A 17,446-nucleotide genomic window follows, 5' to 3' on the forward strand; every position below is an offset into this window, starting at 1 on the left:
TTAGGATCCCCATGTCTGATTTGCTTGCCGGTTACTCGCCTGACGCGGCTGCCTACGACGAGTTGCTCGACGGCAACGGCCAGGTGCGCGCGCATTGGCGGCCGGTGCTGAGCCAGCTGCGGCGCAGTGCGCGCGCGCAGTTGCAACAACGCCAGGCCATGGTCAGCCGGCAGATCCAGGCCAACGGCGTCACCTACAACGTTTACGCCGATCCCGACGGCGCCGATCGCCCCTGGGAGCTGGATCTGCTGCCCCATCTGCTGCCTGCGGCCGAATGGCAGGCCATCGCCGCGGGCGTAGCGCAGCGCGCCGGCCTGCTCGACCGGGTGCTTGCCGACCTCTATGGCCCGCAGCAACTGCTGGCTGACGGATTGCTGCCGCCGGACCTGGTGTTCGGGCATGACAGCTTCCTGTGGCCGTGCCAGGGCGTGCAGCCGCCCGGCAGCACCTATCTGCACCTGTATGCGGTGGATCTGGCCCGCTCGGCGGACGGCCAGTGGCGGGTGATCGCCGATCGCACCCAGGCGCCGGCCGGGGCTGGCTTCGCCCTGGAGAACCGGCAGATCATCTCGCGCGCCTTTCCCGAGCTGTACCGTGACCTCGGCGTGCAGCACCTGGCCGCCTTCTTTCGCGCCCTGCAGGACACCCTGACCAGCCAGGCGCCGGCCGGCAGCGAGACGCCGCTGGTGGTGGTGCTGACCGCCGGGCGTTTCAACGAAAGCTACTTCGAGCACCTGTACCTGGCGCGCCAGCTTGGTTATCCGCTGGTGGAAGGCAGTGACCTGACCGTGCGCGACGCCACGCTGTATCTCAAGACCCTCGCTGGGCTGCAGCGGGTGCATGCGGTGCTGCGCCGCCTGGATGACGATTTCTGCGATCCCCTGGAGCTGCGCAGCGATTCCGCCCTCGGCGTGCCCGGGCTGCTGGAGGTGGTGCGCCAGGGCCGTGTGCTGATGGCCAACGCCCTGGGCAGTGGCCTGCTGGAGGCGCCGGGGCTGAGCGGGTTCCTGCCGGCGATCAGCGAGCAATTGCTCGGCGAGCCGCTGCTGTTGCCCGGTATCAGCAGCGCCTGGTGCGGCGAGGCGCCGGTGCTGGCGCAGGTGTTGGAAGACCTGCCGGGCTGGCTGATCCGCCCCTGTGCAGCGGCCCAGCGCCTGGCGCAGGACAGCAGCCCCGATGCCGAGCACCTGCGCCAGCACCCCGAGGCCTATGTGGCCCAGGCGCCGGTACAACTGTCCCAGGCGCCGGTGTGGCTCGGCGAGCAGGGCATGCAGCCGCGCGCCATCGGCATGCGCGTGTTCGCCGTGGCCAGCGGCGACGGCTACCGGGTGATGCCTGGCGGCCTGACCCGGGTGGCCGTGGCGGGCGACAGCGAAGTGGTGTCCATGCAGCGCGGCGGCGTCAGCAAGGACACCTGGGTGCTGGGCGAACGCCAGGCGCCGGGTGATCAATGGCAGGGCACGCGTGCCCTGGGCGCTGCCGATCTGGTGCGCAGCGACCCCTACCTGCCGTCGCGGGTGGTGGAAAACCTGTTCTGGTTCGGGCGCTACAGCGAACGCTGCGAGGACAACGCGCGGCTGTTGCGCATCATGCTGGCCCGCTACGTCGATGACGATGACGACCCGCGGGCGCTGCAGGCGATGTTCGCACTCGCCGAGAAACTGGGCACCTTGCCCAGTGAGGCCCATGGCACGCTGGAGGCGCGCTTGCGCGAGGCGCTGCTCGGTAACGGGTGGCCGGCCAGCGTGCGCGTCAACCTGCAGCGCCTGCAATGGACGGCCGGCAGCGTGCGCGGCAAGCTGTCCCAGGCCAACTGGCAGGCCATGGTGGAACTGCAGCGCGATCTGCAGTGCCTGGAAGGGCGTGATGGCGACCTCGGGCAATTGCTCGATGTGCTCAACCGGCTGATGATCTCGCTGGCCGCGCTGTCGGGCTTCGCCCTTGACGACATGACCCGCGACGATGGCTGGCGCTTCCTGATGCTCGGCCGCTGCATCGAGCGCCTGCAGTTTCTCTGCGACAGCATTGGTGGCTTCCTGCGCATCGGCGCCAGCGATGACGCCGCGGCGCTGGACTGGTTGCTGGAGCTGGGTAACAGCTCGATCACCTACCGCACCCGCTACATGGCCTCCGCGCAGCTGATTCCGGTACTCGACCTGCTGCTGCTCGACGAGCGCAACCCGCATGCCGTGCTGTACCAGGTGCGCTTGCTGTTGCGCGCCCTTAAACGCCTGGGCGAGCGCTTCGAGATGCCGGGCAGTCCTGATCTGGCGCAGCTCGAAAGACGCTTGAGCGCCTTCGATCTGCACAGCCTGGACAACCCCTTGTTCGGTGCCGGCGGCATTCATGCCGTGCTCGAGGGGCTGGCCGGGCTGCTCGATGCCATCGGTCTGGCTGCAGGCACCGTGTCCGAGCAGCTGAGCCTGCGTTTCTTCGCCCATGTGGCCGCCAGCCAGGGAACCCAGTCGTCATGAGCCGGCGTTACCAGGTGCTGCACGACACCCACTACCGTTACGCGGCGCCGGTTTCCCTGGCCCAGCAGCTGGCACACCTGTGGCCGCGTGACTGCGCATGGCAGCGTTGCCTGGCGCAGGATCTGCAGGTCAGCCCGCCACCCTGCCAGCGCCTGGATGGCCGCGACGTGTTCGGCAATCCGCTGACCCGCCTGGCCTTCGAGCGGCCCCATGATGCCCTGCACGTGCGCGCGCAGCTGACGGTCGAGGTGTTGCCGCGTCGCCCGGTCGACCTGCCAGGCTCGCCGCCCTGGGCCGCCGTACGCCAGGCCCTGCGCTACCAACGGCGCGCCTGGCCTGCCGATGCCCTGGAGGCCGTGCGCTATCGATTCGCATCACCCTATGTGGGGCTGGGGCCGGCCTTCGAAGCATTCGCGGCCGACTGCTTCCCGCCCGAGCGGCCGTTGCTGGAAGCGGTGCAGGCGCTGATGCAGAAGATTCACGACGAATTCGCCTTCGATGCGGGCGCCACCCTGGTGGCCACACCGCTGCTGACGGTGCTCGAACAGCGCCGCGGAGTCTGCCAGGATTTTGCCCACCTGATGCTCGCCTGCCTGCGTTCCCGGGGGCTCGCCGCGCGTTATGTCAGCGGTTACCTGCTGACCCAGCCGCCGCCGGGGCAGGCGCGGCTGGTAGGGGCCGACGCGTCCCATGCCTGGGTGTCGGTGTATTGCCCGAGCAATGGCTGGGTTGACTTCGACCCGACCAACAACCTGCTGCCGGCACTGGAGCACATCACCCTGGCCTGGGGGCGTGATTTCGGCGATGTATCACCGCTGCGCGGGGTGATTCTTGGCGGCGGCCATCATGACCCGGAGGTACAGGTGACGGTGACGCCGCTGTAGCCCTGCTCAGCCGATAATCACCCGCATGACCGCGATCAACTGGAAGGCGCAGAAGAAGCCGAGGGCGATGCGCAGTGGCTTCGACAGGTTGGCGCCGAGGCTTTCGCGCAGCGGCTGCAGCATGAACTGCGGGGTCAGGGCCAGGCCGATCACCAGCGATACCACCGCGAACATCGAGAAGAACTCGCTGCTCATCGGCGGTACGCCCGAGGCGAAACCGTACAGCAGGCAACCAATGGCCACGGCGAAGAACGCCGCGGAAATCAGGCGCTCCTTGGGTGTCCAGGAAGAGAAGTTCACAGGCGTAGGCTCCACAGGCGAAAACGATGGAGCGCAGTATAAGGAATGGCGTGCGTGTGGGCAGCTGCCGGTAACAAAGTAACGGCAGCCGGGCGAACGGCGCGCTCGGCCCAAGAGCCTGTCCACGATCTATCGGCCCCACTTCAGCGTTTGACTGCAATGTGGCGAAAGCGGCCGTTCGATTTGGTGGGCTTCAGCCCACCAATTGGCGCCCCACAACGAACGGCGGCTATCGCCTTGTAGCGGACGTAGGGTGGATGACGCTCTTTTCATCCACCATCGCGGTTGCGGGGCGGTGGACGGGTGAAGCGTCGTCCACCCTACGAACTGCCTTTTTGCAACCTCTCTATGTCGCTTAAAAACACCGTGAACAGGTTCTAGAGTACGCCGGCTTTCTTCCACGCCAGGTAGCGGTTGACCAGCTCCGGGCCCAGCTCGCCAGGGCGGGCGTCGAGCACCGGCACGTTATGGGCTGCCAGGCGCTCGTGCAGGCTGTTACGGGCATTCAGGTAATCCACCGCGCCGCAGTAGTTCAAGGCGGACTCGTAGTCGTCAACCTGGGTGTGCCGCAGGTTATCGAGCACATCTTCACGCAGGCTGGCGATCAGCACGCGGTGACGGCGCTCGAGGCGTTTCACGGCGGCCAGCAGGTCCTCGTCGTCCTCATCGCGCAGGTTGGTGATCAGTACCACCAGGGCGCGGCGGCTCTGGCGCTTGAGCAGGGCGTCCACCGCATCGCTGTAGTCGGCGGGGCGCTGGCTGCTCTGCAGGTCATACACGGCGTTGAGCAGCACATTGACCTGGGCCTGGCCCTTGACCGGCGGCAGGTAGCGGCGCTGCTCGCTGGCAAAGGTCATCAGCCCCACCGCATCGCCCTGGCGCAGCGCCACATAGCCCAGCAGCAGGCTGGCGTTGAGGGCATGGTCGAAGTGCGACAGCTCGCCATCCTGGCTGCGCATGCGCCGGCCGCAGTCGAGCAGGAAGAGGATCTGCTGGTCACGTTCGTCCTGGTATTCGCGGGCGATCGGCGTGCGTTTGCGGGCGGTGGCTTTCCAGTCGATCTGCCGCAAGGTGTCGCCATCACGGAATTCACGCAGCTGGTGAAATTCCTGGCCCAGGCCACGGCGCTGGCGCTGGCGCACGCCCAGCTGGCTGATCCAGTCGTCCACGGCCATCAGCTGGGCGCCGTACAGGCGGGCGAAGTCCGGATAGACCCGGGTTTCGTCGCGCATCTCGAGGTAGCGGCGCGATTGCCACAGGCGCAGCGGGCTGGGCAGGCTGACTTCGCAGCGCGGCAACACGAAGTGGCCGCGCACCAGGGGGCGCACCCGGTAGGTGAAGGTGGTGTGCTCGCCGGGGCGCAGCTCGACCTGCTGGGGCATGTGCTCGACGGCCATGTCCTGGGGCGTGTGATCGAACACCTCGATGTGCAGGCCGCGCTTATAGGCATGCTCGGCGCTCAGGCGCACCTCGCTCCAGCGCCCCAGCGGCAGATTGCCCGGCAGCTGGCGGAGCAGGCGCGGCGAGGGCAGGCGCCGCAGGCGCAGCGCGTCGGTCAGGGCTGCCAGCACGAGCAGCAGCAGGGCGCCCCACCAGAGGCTGATGAGCTGCTCGGGCACGGCTACCGACAGTGCGTCCAGCGCGCCGAGCAGGATGGCGACCACGAGCAGCCCGGCCAGCAGGCGCAGCAGGGTGGAGGAGGGCTTCATGCCGCTTTATCCCGGTTCGAGTCGGTCATAGACGGGGCGCAGGCACCTGGTCGAGCAGTTGCAGCAGAACCTGGTCAACCGTCAGCCCCTCGATGTCCAGTTCCGGCGACAGCCGCACGCGATGGCGCAGCACGGCCAGGGCGCAGCCCTTGATGTCGTCGGGCAGCACGAAGTCACCGCCGCGCAACAGGGCGCGGGCACGGGCGCCGCGCACCAGGGCGATCGACGCGCGCGGGCCGGCACCGATGGCCAGGCCAGGCCAGCTGCGGGTGGCACGGGCCAGGCGCACGGCGTAGTCGAGCACCTGGTCGTCGAGCGGCAGGTCGCTGGCGATCTTCTGCATGATCAGCACGTCCTTGGCCTGCAGCAGGGTGCGCAGCGGGGTGACGTCGAGCATGTCGGCCTTCGGCGAGCGGGTGACCTGGCGCACCATGTTCAGCTCTTCGTGCTGCTCGGGGTAATCCATGTGCAGCTTGAGCATGAAACGGTCGAGCTCGGCTTCCGGCAGCGGGTAGGTGCCTTCCTGCTCGATGGGGTTCTGGGTGGCCAACACCATGAACGGCAGCGGCACGGCCAGCGGGCGGCCTTCCAGTGTCACCTGGCGTTCCTGCATGACTTCCAGCAGGGCGGCCTGGGTCTTGGCCGGCGCGCGGTTGATCTCGTCGGCGAGCAGCAGGTTGGTGAAGATCGGCCCCTTGCGCAACTTGAACTGCTCGCTCTGCAGGTCGTACACGGCGTGGCCGGTGATGTCGCTGGGCATCAGATCGGGGGTGAACTGGATACGTGCGAACTCGCCGCCGAAGCAGCGCGCCAGGGCGCGTACCAGCAGGGTTTTGCCCAGGCCGGGCACGCCTTCGAGCAGCACGTGGCCGCCGGCGATCAGCGCGGTGAGCACGTCGTCGATCACCGCCGTCTGGCCGATCACCGCCTTCTGCAATTCCTGGCGCAGGCCCTGGGCCAACTGGCTGGCACGCTGGCGCTGCTGGGCGATGTTGCTGGCCGCCGGGGCGGCAGTGGTGCTGGCGGGCTCGTTGATCGGCGTGCTCGGCTGGTCGGGTGTATGTTCGCTCATAACGCATTCCTGAGTGTTTGCAGGTGGGCGACCTGGCGGGTGAAGTCGCTGGCGGACAGGCGTTTCTGGCCCAGTGGGCGCATGGCCTGGCTGATGACTGTTGAGGGCTGACGGCTGAGACGGCCGAGGATCTGCCACTGATCGGCCACGGCGAGGCGTTCGAAACCGGGGTGGCGACGGCGCGCGCGGCGCAGGATGTCCTGCTGCAGGTTGCTCAGCAGGCGCTGCTGGCCGCCATGGCGCAGCAGGAAATCGGCGCCGGCGCGCAGGTGTTCCTGCAGTTGCCGGCGGCTCGCCGGTTGTGGCTGCAGCAGCGGCCCATGACGCTGGCCAACGTGCCACAGGGCCAGCACCAGGAGCAGGCCGAGGGCCAGCAGCGCCGGTGTGAAATGCCGCTGCAAGAGGCTCAGCAGGCCATCGCGGTCGGCGTTGTAGACCAGGGTCACGGCGCTGTCCTGGCTGAGGTACCAGAGCAGCCAGGCGTTGTCGTAATTGCCCAGGTTGGCGTTCTGCCAGATCCAGGCGTCGGTGACGATGCTGATCAGCCCGTCACCGTGGTAGATCTGCAGCAGGTGAGTGGCCTCACCGCTATTGGCCCAGACGTGGGCCAGGTTGTTGGCATCGTAGAGGTGGAAGTCGGGATCGAAACCGATATAGGCCGGTGCCTGCTCGTTTTCCAGGTACAGCTTGGTCAGCTCCGGGTAGGTATCGGCCGGCTCTTCGGAGCTGTCTTCGCTGGCCGCCTCGGGTGCGTGTTCGTCGGCAGCGCCGTCGCTTGGCTCCTCGGCTTCGTCCTCGTCGAGTTGCTCGACCGGGTACTGCTGCACGTTCAGCGTGTCGAGCAGCCCGTCGCCGCTCTGGCCTTTTTCTTCATCCCACATGCGCTCGGCGATGAACAGCAGGTGGCCGCCACGGGCCGTCCATTCCAGCAGGCGCTGGTTCTGCCGGGGTGTCAGCTTGCTGCGGTTGGCGAGCAGCAGCAAGGTGTGGCCGCGGCTCGGCAGGCTGTCGAGGCCGCTGAGGTTGTCGGCGCGGGTCACCTCCAGGCCCTGCTTGCGCAGGAAGGTTTCGGCAGCCAGGTAGGGATTGGCGAGTGCTTCCGGCGACGGCCCGTGGCTGACCACCTCCTCATAGGATTCGGCGCGTTGCAGCAGGTAGCTGCCAAGCAGGCCGAGGGCCAGCACCAGCAAGGCGCCAAGGCCGAAGCGCAAGGTGCGGCTCATCGACGGCCCCCCTGTTCGACCAGGCGTCGCCAGTCATTGCAGAGCAGCGGGCACAGCTCGGCCGGTGGCAGGCGATGGCCATAGGCGAGGTTCTGCCAGTGGCGGGTCAGGGTCTGGCTGAAATTGCTCAGCTCGGGGTCGTCGAGGCCGTCGACCAGCGGCAGCACTTCGGCTTCGGTGTGGGAGCTCTTCAGGGCCAGCCTGTGGTCGTGGATCAGGCGGCTGAGCAGGGCACGGTAGAGCAGGCCCAGGGCGGCACGCGGATCTTCGGGCCAGAGCCGTTCGGCGCTGCTGGCCACGTCGTCCGGCAGGCTTTCCGGTACCACGTCGAGGCCGAACAGCTGATCCGGGGATTCGCTCCTGTGCGGCAGCTTGAACCGCGTGCGACCGACGAAGGTGCCCAGCCATTCACGGTAACGCCACAGCAGCAGGGCGATGAGGCCTATCACCAGCGCCCACAGGGCCGCCTCGAAGAACAGCGCCAGGCCTTTCAGGGCGCCCCAGTTGTCGATCATGTCGAGGAGTTTCTGCAGGTTCTCGGGCGGCTCGGGCTGTTCTTGCTTGGCCTCTTCACCGAAGCGCCAGCGGGTCACCGTTTCACGGTTCTCGAAAGGCGGCGCATCGAGAATCTCCAGCGCCGCCTCCCGGGAGGCCTGGCTGGTCAGCGGCTGGGCCAGCATGCGCGCGGCGTCCGGGCCGTTGGGGTCTTCGCTGGGCAACGGGCAACTGGCCGGCGTATCGGCGAAGGCAGGCGTTGGCGCCTGCACCAACAGCACGCCGAGGCCAAGCAGCAGCGCGTAGGCCACCCCGGTCAGGCGCTGGCGCAGGCGTCGGAAGGTCAGCTCGATGTCCCAGCCTTCCAGGGCGGTACGCCGGTTGAGGTACAGGCTGAAGCCGCCGGCCACGTAGATCGGCCCCCACAGAATCAGCAGCAGGGCGTAGCCGAGGTTGGACAGGTGCTCCAGCCACAGCCAGTCGCTGGTGTCGCCATTGATCAGGCTCTGCCAGTCCCACTCGGTGGAAACCTGGGTCGGGATGAGCAGGTAGACCAGGCTGCCGAGGCCGATCCACAGGGCGGTTTCCAGGTGCATGCCGACCACCGTCAGCCAGGTCGCCGTACCCGAGTCACGTTGCCCCAGCACGTTCAGGCGCTGGGTGCGCGCCTTGCCCTTGAGGCCCTCGAGCTGCAGCACCGGCAGGTCGAAGCTGCGCGTCGGGCTCAGGCGGCGCCAGGTCAGGCTGGCCAGCAACTGTGGCTTGAGCAGACCGGGAAAGGCCTTGAGGGCCTGCTTGAAAGTCGGCGTATCGCCGAACAGCGAGCGTGACAGGATGTACAGCGGCAGCCGTTCGTAGGCCGGCTTCAGCCACCAGAACACCAACATCGCCCAGGACGGGTATCGCCACAGCAGGGCGCACAGCAGGGCGAAGAGTGGCAGGGTCACCGCTGCCCAGCTGGCCATCAGCAGGCGGCGGTGCTGGCGGGCCATCAATACGCCAAGGTCGATGGCTTCCCAGGGGGTGCGCGGGCGAATCGCCACGCTGGCGTCAGTCAGGCGCATGGTGCCTCCTGCCAGCCAGGCACAGATAGGCCAGCACCAGCGCCCACAGGCCGGCACCCACCCAGTATTTCACCGTGGGCGTGGAGAAGGTCATGGACGACCAGTAGGCTTCGATGAAGGCGGCGATCAGCAGAAACAGCGCGGCGCCACCGAGCAGCCGCACGGCGCGGATCGCCGCCAGACGCAACGCTTCGCCACGTGGCAGACGGCCGGGGGCCAGCAGCGCCCAGCCAAGCTTGAGGCCCGCGGCGCCGGCCAGGGCGATGGCGGTCAGCTCGAAGGCACCATGGCCGATCACGAACGACCAGAAGGTTTCGCTGTAACCGAGCTGCGTCAGGTAGCCGGCCACCGCGCCGATCATCAGGCCGTTGAACAGCAGGAAGAACAGGCTGCCGACGCCGAACAGCAGGCCGCTGGCGAAGGTCTGAAAGGCGATGCCGATGTTGTTCATGATGTAGAAGCCGAACATCATCCAGTCGTCCCCCGAATCGCGCTCGCCAAAGCGGCCCAGGCGCGTGGTGTCGGGGTCGTACATGCTCTCCATCTCGCTGACGCGGGCCGGATCCATGACGCTGTAGACCAGGTCCGGAAACAGGTAGACGAGGGTGCCCATCAGCGCCAGGCTGCCGAAGAACAGCAGGCTGGCGATGCTCACCAGGCGCCACTCTTCACGCACCAGGCGCGGAAAACCGGCCAGCACGAAGCCGATCAGCTGCGGGCCGATGGCGCTGCGGTGCCGATAGAACTGCTGATGGCCGCGCAGGGCCAGGTGCTGCAGCTCCTCGATCAGGTGGTTGCTGTAGCCGCGCGCCCTGGCCAGTGCCAGGTGCTGGCACAGGCGGCGGTACTCGGCCGCGAAGGTGCGGCTCTTTTCCGCGTCGCGGCCGCCGGCTTCGAGGCGCGTGAGCTGCTCGGCGAAGGCCTGCCACTGGGGCTGATGACGGTTTTCGAAAAGGCTCTGTTTCATGTCGGGCCCAACAAGCCGCGGGCGATACCGTTGATGTGCTGTTCCGCCTGGCTGGCATCGACCTGCAGCGGCTCGGCGAGAATGCCCGCCAGCTCGGCGCGGCGTGCGGTCGACAGGCCTTCGCCACGCTCGGCGAAGGCGAGGACCGCGCGTTGCTCGGCGAAGTCCAGCACGAAGGGCGCCGCCAGCGCCTCGGCCTCGGGCAGGTTGGGCCGTTCGATGGGCTGTTCGCGGTAGACCACCAGGGTGCCGGCGGCAATGTCGCCGAGGCGTTTGAAGGCGCGATTGCTCAGGCAGCTGATGATGCCCAGGGTGTAGGCGAACGGCAGCAGGTCGACGAAGCGCAGCAGGTTGCGGGTAATGGATGCCGGCCAGCCGATTGGCGTGCCGTCGTCATGCACCACGCGCAGGCCGAGCAGCTGCTTGCCCGGTGAGCGGCCCTGGTTGAACATCTCGAACAGCACCATGTACCACCAGGTGACCAGAAACAGCGCAATGGTCGCCAGGCCCATGCCCAACTGGCCGAATATACCGAGTACCAGGTAAACGACGGCAAGGATGGCGCCGCGGATCAGCAGGTCGATGGTGAAGGCCAGGGCGCGCGGCACCAGCCCGGCAGGACGCAGCGCGAGGTCGATCCCTTCCGGGGTTTCCACCTGATAGCGCGTGTCCAGCAGCGCCTGCTGGGGTCGAGGAGAAGGTGGGGCAGAGGAAGGTGGCATCGTCACGTCGTAGGGAGCAAAGCCCGATGCTAGCCAGCAGCGGAGCAGTAAGCAACCAGGCCGCGTCAACGCGGCCGGTGCCAGGTGTGCTTAGCGAGCGACGGGCAGCACGCCGAAAATGGTGCGGTACAGCACGCCCATGGCCATCACGAACAGCGGAATGCTCCAGATCAGGCCGATGCCCAGCGGGATGGCACTGACGATGATGATCAGGCCGAGCAGCAGGAACAGGCCGAAGACCTTGAACCAGTGCTGGGTAATGGCCTTGCGCGAGGCTTCCATGGCCTGCCAGGGGGACAGGCCACGCTCGACGATCAGCGGGATCGCCAGCATGTAGGCCACCGCCAGGTAGATGCCCGGGATCAGCAGCAGGATCATGCCGAGGTAGATCAGCACCATCATCAGCACGGCGGCGATCAGCAGCGGCACCAGGCTGCCGAAGTGGCTGAAGATTTCGTTGAAGCTGAATGGCTGGCCGGCGGCGCGGCGAATACCGACCATGTTCAGGCCGGCGAAGAACGGGTAGCTGACCGCGGAAGCGATGATGGTGGTCAGCAGCTGACCGATGATGATCAGTACCAGGCTGTCGCTGAACAGGCTGAAGATGCCCAGCACGGCCCCGACCACGAACGAGGCGACCAGGATCGCCACGTAGAAGATCAGGAAGCCGCCGATGATGATGCCTTTGGTGCCCTTGGTCAGTTGCCAGGCTTCGCTGAGCAGGCCGCCGATGGTGAAATCGTAACCGCGGCTCAGGGCCTGTTCGACACTCGGTGCCTGATCGCCAGTGGGCGCATCCTGCAATTGGCTGACGGGAACGGCATAGGGATTGGTAGCGTCACTCATGATTCATCCTTGGCGAGCGGAATAAGATTGTTTCCTGATATTAAAGGTGTTGCAAATAGTGAACAAGGGGCGGCTCACCGACTTTGTCTGCAGCCGTGAACGCCATCAAGCTTTTTCCCTGCCCTGATGGTTTGTGGTCAGGGGGCAACGAACCTAGACTGCGACGCTCATTCGCTACAGGAGTCTACCGTGCCTTCCAGTCTGTTCTGGTACGACTACGAAACCACCGGCATCGACCCGCGCCGGGATCGGCCGCTGCAGGTTGCCGGTATCCGCACCGACGAGCAGCTCAATGAGATCGACGCGCCGCTCAACCTGTACTGCCAGCCCAGCGACGATATCCTGCCCCATCCCGCGGCCTGCATGATCACCGGCATTGGCCCGGATCGTCTGGCGCGCGAAGGCCTGGGTGAAGCCGAGTTCATGACTCGCGTGCATGCCGAGCTGGCGAGGCCGGGCACCTGTGGCGTCGGCTACAACAGCCTGCGTTTCGATGACGAGGTGACGCGTTACAGCCTGTACCGCAATTTCTTCGACCCCTATGCCCGCGAGTGGCAGGGCGGCAACAGCCGCTGGGACCTGATCGATATGGTGCGTACCGCCTATGCGTTGCGCCCCGAGGGCATCCAATGGCCGCAGGATGAACAGGGTGTCAGCCTCAAGCTCGAGCGGCTCACCGCGGCCAACGGCATCGAGCATGGCCAGGCGCATGACGCGCTCTCCGATGTGCGTGCGACCATCGCCCTGGCGCGGCTGATCCGCGAGCGCCAGCCCAAGCTCTATGACTACCTCTACGGGCTGCGCAGCAAGCAGCAGGTGCTCGACCAGATCCGCCTGCTGCAGCCCCTGGTGCATGTCTCCGGGCGGTTTTCCGGCGCGCGTCAGTACCTGGCGATCGTGTTGCCGCTGGCCTGGCATCCGCGCAACCGCAATGCCCTGATCGTCTGCGACCTGCATCTCGATGCGGCGCCGTTGCTGAACGAGGACGCCGACACCTTGCGCCGTCGCCTCTATACCCGTCGTGACGAACTCGGCGGCGAACAACCGGTGCCGCTCAAGCTCATTCATATCAACCGCTGTCCGGTGGTCGCACCGCTGGGTGTATTGCGCGCCGAAGATTGTCAGCGCCTGCAGTTGGACAAGGCCGAGTTCCAGGCCCGCGCCCAGCGTCTGGTCGATACCCAGCAACAATGGCGAGACAAATTGCCGCAGGTGTATGCAGAAGAAAGTTTCACCGCGGTAATGGATCCAGAACAGCAGTTGTATGACGGTTTTATCGGTGACCGAGATCGGCGACTCTGTGAGCAGGTGCGCAACAGCGACCCGGCACAGTTGGCGGCGCAGGCGTGGCCGTTCGATGATGCGCGTTTGCCCGAGTTGCTGTTTCGTTACCGGGCGCGCAACTTCCCGACGACCTTGAGCAGCGAAGAACAATTGCGCTGGCAGACCTTCTGCCGTCAACGACTCACCGTGAGCGAGTTTGGCGCGCCAACTACGCTGGCGAGTTTCGAGGCGGACATGGCCACTTATCTGACCGAGGCGTCAGATAGCCAGCGGCGCACATTGCAGGCCTGGATCGAGCACAGCCATCAATTGCGTCAGCGCTATGGATTACAAAAGGAAGGGAAATAATCGCGCGCCTCACCTGTTACCAACGGCGGTGGCCAATGGAATCTTTCTATTCAGGTGATTTGAATAGACGCCCATAAAAAAACGCCAGCAATGCTGGCGTTCTTCATGGACTCACCGCCCCGGGCTGGTATCAGCCCAGCAGGGTGGCCCAGCTTTCGACGACGTCGCCGCCCCACTTGGCTTTCCACTCTTTCAGTGTCTTGTGGTTGCCGCCTTTGGTTTCGATGACTTCACCGGTATTCGGGTTCTTGTACTGCTTAACTTTGCGCGCGCGTTTGCTGCCGGTAGTGGCTGCTTTACCAGCCGTGCGCGGTGCCTTGCCAACTTTGGCTTCTGGATCGAGCAGGGCGATAATGTCGCGCAGCGACTTCTGATATTCACCCATCAGCGTGCGCAGCTTGCCTTCGAATTCCAGTTCCTTTTTCAGCTTGTCGTCTTGCGACAGGCTTTTCAGGCGCTCTTGCATTTCTTTGATGTTTTCTTCAAGGCTGCGGTATTCGGTGATCAGCGACATAGGTGTACCTTTATACAATGCAAGGGAGGGTTGGCCACGTGTTGCTTATAGTAGACAGCGGCCGGTTTTAAGTAAACCGCTTTGTAGTAAACAGACGTATTTGAAGAGCAGAAGTTGCACCCGCCTTGCATAATTGAACGGGTTTAATTGCTACTTAAAAGCAAGGGTATTTAACCGGTTACAGTGCCAGGCGGTGAGGCTGTTAAGCCAATTGCCGGCAGCTTGTTTCAGGCCTTTGGCCGCGGCCGCCGCGCCGTCGATGGGGCGGCGTCACGAGATACTGCAGTTTTTCGTTAGTGTGGCTAAAATGCGCGCCTTCGCTAATTCTCTGGAGTTGTTCATGCGCACTTTTCGGCTGGTAATCGCCTGCCCTGACCGTACCGGCATCGTCGCCAAGGTCAGTAACTTCCTGGCGACCTACAACGGCTGGATCACCGAAGCGAGCCACCATTCGGACACGCAGAGCGGCTGGTTTTTCATGCGCCATGAGATCCGTGCCGATTCGTTGCCCTTCGACCTGGACGGCTTCAACCAGGCGTTCTCGCCGATCGCCCGGGAATTCTCCATGGAGTGGCGGATCACCGACTCGGCGCAGAAGAAGCGCGTGGTGCTGATGGCCAGCCGCGAATCCCACTGCCTGGCCGACCTGCTGCACCGCTGGCATAGCAATGAGCTGGACTGCGACATTCCCTGCGTGATTTCCAACCATGACGATCTGCGCAGCATGGTCGAGTGGCACGGCATTCCATTCATCCACGTGCCGGTGGATGCGCAAGACAAGCAGCCAGCGTTCGACGAGGTCGCGCGCCTGGTCGAAGAGCATCGCGCCGACGTCATCGTGCTGGCGCGCTACATGCAGATCCTGCCGCCGAAGTTGTGCCAGGACTATGCGCAGCGGGTGATCAACATCCACCACAGCTTCCTGCCGTCCTTCGTCGGTGCCAAGCCCTACCACCAGGCCTCGCTGCGCGGCGTGAAGCTGATCGGCGCGACCTCCCACTACGTGACCGAAGAGCTGGATGCCGGCCCGATCATCGAGCAGGACGTGGTGCGTGTCAGCCATCGCGAGACCATCGAAGAGATGGTTCGCCTCGGCAAGGACGTGGAAAAGATGGTGCTTTCCCGTGGTCTGCGCTATCACTTGGAAGATCGCGTGCTGGTGCACAACAACAAGACGGTGGTCTTCGACTGAGTAGCGCCGAACTCTGGGGCATTCCATGAATGATGACGACACGCCAGCGCCTGGCGCCGCCAAACCGCCGCCTACGGTCGGCGAAGGCTGCGTGCGTCGTTACGACCCCGAGGCATTGAGCGAAGAGGACGGTACCGATTTCGACGGTGCCGAAGCCTTGTGGCAGCGTACCCAGCGCGAGCGCCCTAACACCGAGTAACAAAAGGGCGCCTGTGGCGCCCTTTTGTTACTCCGGTTGCAACTGCCGACGCTGTCGATCAGATGCTTGAGGTGCGCGGCCTGCTGCTCCGAGCCCGCGCTGTTGCCTCAGCAGGCCCTTGTCACTGAACCGCAGATTTCTTGGCAGGCCGCCTTGCGCCCCGTAATCAGTGGAAGCAATCTTGTGGGGCGTCGCCAGGTGGCGAGTGGGCGCTGCTGGCGCTCAAGTCGAGGCTCAATCGTTAGCGCGGTGAAGCTTCAATTCAGGAGGCGGTGGTATGGCGTTGAATCAGCAATTCGTTCTGGGCGCTGGTGGTGAGGGCGAGGCGGTCAGCCAGTCACTGCGTCTGGCCAACCGCCACGGCCTGATCGCCGGGGCCACCGGTACCGGCAAGACGGTCACCCTGCAGCGTCTGATCGAGAACTTCAGCGATGCCGGCGTCGCGGTGTTCGCGGCGGACGTGAAAGGTGATTTGTGCGGGTTGGGTGCAGCCGGTGCGCCCCAGGGCAAGGTGGCTGAACGCATCGCCAGCATGCCGTGGCTGGCACACAGCCCGACGGCCTACCCGGTCTGTCTGTGGGATGTGCATGGGCAGAGTGGCCATCCGCTGCGTACCACGCTGAGCGAGATGGGCCCGCTGCTGCTCGGCGCGTTGCTGGAGTTGACCGACAGCCAGCAGGCCGCGCTCTATGCGGCATTCAAGGTGGCTGATCGTGAAGGCCTGCTGCTGCTCGACCTCAAGGATCTCAAGGCACTGCTGACTCATCTGAAGGAACAGCCGCAGGTGCTGGGCGCCGATAGCGCGTTGTTCACCAATGCCTCCGCCCAGGCGCTGCTAAGGCGCCTGGCCAGCCTGGAGCAGCAGGGCGGCGAGGCCCTGTTCGGTGAGCCGGCGTTGCAGCTCGAAGACCTCCTGCAGCCGGATCGCGATGGCCGCGGGCGCATTCACCTGCTCGACGCCAGCCGCCTGGTGCACGAGGCGCCCAAGGTCTATGCGACCTTCCTGCTCTGGCTGCTGGCCGAGTTGTTCGAGCAGTTGCCCGAACGCGGCGATGCCGACAAGCCGGTGCTGGCGCTGTTCTTCGATGAGGCGCACCTGCTGTTCGCCGATACCCCCAAGGCGCTGCAGGCGCGCCTGGAGCAGGTGGTACGGTTGATTCGCTCCAAGGGGGTTGGGGTGTATTTCGTCACCCAGTCGCCGGGCGATCTGCCGGACGACATCCTGGCCCAGCTCGGCTTGCGCATTCAGCATGGGCTGCGCGCGTTCACCACACGCGAGCAGAAGGCGCTGCGTGCGGTCGCCGACGGCTTCAGAGCCAACCCGGCGTTCGATTGCCTGGCGGTGCTCACCGAGCTGGGAATCGGCGAGGCGCTGGTCGGTACGCTAGAAGACAAGGGCACGCCGGCCATGGTGCAGCGCGTTGCCATTGCCCCGCCACAGTCGCGCATCGGGCCATTGTCCGACGCCGAGCGCGCCGGGTTGATCCGCCAATCGCCATTGGCAGGCCGGTATGACAAACCGTTCGATCGCGAATCGGCCTACGAGATTCTCACCGCCCGCGCGACCCAGGCGAGCGAGCAGGTGCAGGCCGGCAAGCAGGCGCCGTCGACGGCCAGCGTGGCGGGTGAGTATCTCGGCGGCCTGGCCAGTCAGGCCGTGAAGAGTGCCATGCGCCAGGTCGCCAATCAGCTCGGGCGGCAATTGGTGCGCGGCGTACTGGGCTCGTTGTTGGGCGGCAAGTCTGCTTCCAGGCGGCGCTGAGCCCGATCATGCCGGGCTCGTGGCCCTGTGGCCGTCGCGCCGTCAGGCGCTTTCGGCTCTGGCCTCGGCCTTGCTGGACAGATCTTTTTCGATTTTTTCGATTTCTTTGTCGAAGGCCTGGTCGAGCAGGCTGGCCTTCTTGCGCCAAGGCTTGCGTTCCGGATCCGGTTGGGCGGCGTACGTGATCACTTCACCGCCGTATACATCCTGGTAACGCTGCGCCTGGCGCTCGAGTTCGGCGCGCAGTTCGTCTTTCGTCACGATTAGTGTCCATGGTTTCTGATAGAGAAGATGTGCAACGCGTAAGACCAGGCGGCCTTACTGATACGGTCGCTACATCTTTTTGAAGCGTATGCCCCTTGTATGGTTCAGTTATTCGCCAGTGCGGCCG

General features: G+C 65.4%; 16 protein-coding genes. 6 read left to right on the top strand and 10 right to left on the bottom strand.

Going from position 1 to position 17,446, the window contains the following annotated elements; all coding sequences use genetic code 11:
* The first annotated feature begins 11 nt into the window (after positions 1 to 11).
* Together QYS36_RS04125 and QYS36_RS04130 are read left to right on the top strand one after the other, a co-directional pair.
* On the top strand, positions 12 to 2,474 hold the full coding sequence (locus tag QYS36_RS04125; RefSeq protein ID WP_308838289.1) for a circularly permuted type 2 ATP-grasp protein: 2,463 nt from the start codon (positions 12 to 14) through the stop codon (positions 2,472 to 2,474).
* Positions 2,471 to 3,358 carry a transglutaminase family protein gene (locus QYS36_RS04130; protein ID WP_308838290.1) on the top strand — a complete coding sequence of 296 codons (888 nt, stop codon included), beginning with the start codon at positions 2,471 to 2,473 and terminating at the stop codon, positions 3,356 to 3,358. Before QYS36_RS04125 ends, QYS36_RS04130 begins: the two co-directional genes overlap by 4 nt.
* 6 nt (positions 3,359 to 3,364) lie before the next feature.
* Here QYS36_RS04130 and QYS36_RS04135 read toward each other — a convergent pair whose 3' ends face one another.
* From QYS36_RS04135 to QYS36_RS04170, 8 genes are all read right to left on the bottom strand, one after another.
* On the bottom strand, positions 3,365 to 3,658 hold the full coding sequence (locus QYS36_RS04135; protein WP_308838291.1) for a hypothetical protein: 294 nt from the start codon (positions 3,656 to 3,658) through the stop codon (positions 3,365 to 3,367).
* A gap of 377 nt (positions 3,659 to 4,035) precedes the next feature.
* Positions 4,036 to 5,367 carry a DUF58 domain-containing protein gene (locus QYS36_RS04140; protein WP_308838292.1) on the bottom strand — a complete coding sequence of 444 codons (1,332 nt, stop codon included), beginning with the start codon at positions 5,365 to 5,367 and terminating at the stop codon, positions 4,036 to 4,038.
* Positions 5,368 to 5,392: 25 nt separating this feature from the next.
* A complete protein-coding gene (locus QYS36_RS04145; RefSeq protein ID WP_308838293.1) occupies positions 5,393 to 6,439 on the bottom strand; it encodes a MoxR family ATPase in 1,047 nt (348 codons plus the stop codon).
* A complete protein-coding gene (locus QYS36_RS04150) occupies positions 6,436 to 7,662 on the bottom strand; it encodes a DUF4350 domain-containing protein (RefSeq protein WP_308838294.1) in 1,227 nt (408 codons plus the stop codon). The genes QYS36_RS04145 and QYS36_RS04150 overlap by 4 nt, the downstream gene beginning before the upstream one ends.
* Complete coding sequence (locus QYS36_RS04155) at positions 7,659 to 9,221, bottom strand: DUF4129 domain-containing protein (RefSeq protein ID WP_308838295.1); 1,563 nt, start codon at positions 9,219 to 9,221, stop codon at positions 7,659 to 7,661. The genes QYS36_RS04150 and QYS36_RS04155 overlap by 4 nt, the downstream gene beginning before the upstream one ends.
* Complete coding sequence (locus QYS36_RS04160) at positions 9,208 to 10,188, bottom strand: stage II sporulation protein M (protein ID WP_308838296.1); 981 nt, start codon at positions 10,186 to 10,188, stop codon at positions 9,208 to 9,210. Before QYS36_RS04160 ends, QYS36_RS04155 begins: the two co-directional genes overlap by 14 nt.
* The gene (locus tag QYS36_RS04165; protein ID WP_308838297.1) at positions 10,185 to 10,910 is read right to left on the bottom strand and encodes an RDD family protein; all 726 of its coding nucleotides are present in this window, start codon (positions 10,908 to 10,910) and stop codon (positions 10,185 to 10,187) included. Before QYS36_RS04165 ends, QYS36_RS04160 begins: the two co-directional genes overlap by 4 nt.
* A 90-nt stretch (positions 10,911 to 11,000) precedes the next feature.
* Positions 11,001 to 11,756, bottom strand: coding sequence for a hypothetical protein (locus tag QYS36_RS04170; RefSeq protein ID WP_308838298.1), 756 nt, complete (start codon positions 11,754 to 11,756; stop codon positions 11,001 to 11,003).
* A 126-nt stretch (positions 11,757 to 11,882) separates the two neighbouring features.
* On the opposite strand from QYS36_RS04170, the gene sbcB reads away from it, so the two are divergent.
* Positions 11,883 to 13,388, top strand: coding sequence for an exodeoxyribonuclease I (sbcB, locus tag QYS36_RS04175; protein ID WP_374990418.1), 1,506 nt, complete (start codon positions 11,883 to 11,885; stop codon positions 13,386 to 13,388).
* Positions 13,389 to 13,518: 130 nt separating this feature from the next.
* On the opposite strand, the gene mvaT is transcribed toward sbcB, so the two are convergent.
* Entirely contained in the window at positions 13,519 to 13,902 is a 384-nt protein-coding gene (mvaT, locus tag QYS36_RS04180; protein WP_308838300.1) for a histone-like nucleoid-structuring protein MvaT, read from the bottom strand.
* A 340-nt stretch (positions 13,903 to 14,242) separates the two neighbouring features.
* Here mvaT and purU point away from each other — a divergent pair, with 340 nt between their 5' ends.
* The 3 genes from purU to QYS36_RS04195 all read left to right on the top strand — a co-directional run bounded on the left by purU (position 14,243) and on the right by QYS36_RS04195 (position 17,055).
* Positions 14,243 to 15,094: a formyltetrahydrofolate deformylase gene (gene purU / locus QYS36_RS04185; protein ID WP_308838301.1), complete on the top strand. Its 852-nt coding sequence runs from the start codon at positions 14,243 to 14,245 to the stop codon at positions 15,092 to 15,094.
* Between the two features lie 25 nt (positions 15,095 to 15,119).
* Positions 15,120 to 15,293, top strand: coding sequence for a hypothetical protein (locus QYS36_RS04190; protein WP_308838302.1), 174 nt, complete (start codon positions 15,120 to 15,122; stop codon positions 15,291 to 15,293).
* 277 nt (positions 15,294 to 15,570) lie between these two features.
* The gene (locus QYS36_RS04195; RefSeq protein ID WP_308838303.1) at positions 15,571 to 17,055 is read left to right on the top strand and encodes a helicase HerA-like domain-containing protein; all 1,485 of its coding nucleotides are present in this window, start codon (positions 15,571 to 15,573) and stop codon (positions 17,053 to 17,055) included.
* A gap of 42 nt (positions 17,056 to 17,097) precedes the next feature.
* Here the strand turns inward: QYS36_RS04195 and QYS36_RS04200 are convergent, their stop codons facing one another.
* The gene (locus tag QYS36_RS04200) at positions 17,098 to 17,316 is read right to left on the bottom strand and encodes a hypothetical protein (protein ID WP_308838304.1); all 219 of its coding nucleotides are present in this window, start codon (positions 17,314 to 17,316) and stop codon (positions 17,098 to 17,100) included.
* Positions 17,317 to 17,446 lie beyond the last annotated feature (130 nt).

It is taken from the genome of Pseudomonas sp. G34, from assembly GCF_031119625.1.
Classification (GTDB): Bacteria; Pseudomonadota; Gammaproteobacteria; order Pseudomonadales; family Pseudomonadaceae; genus Aquipseudomonas.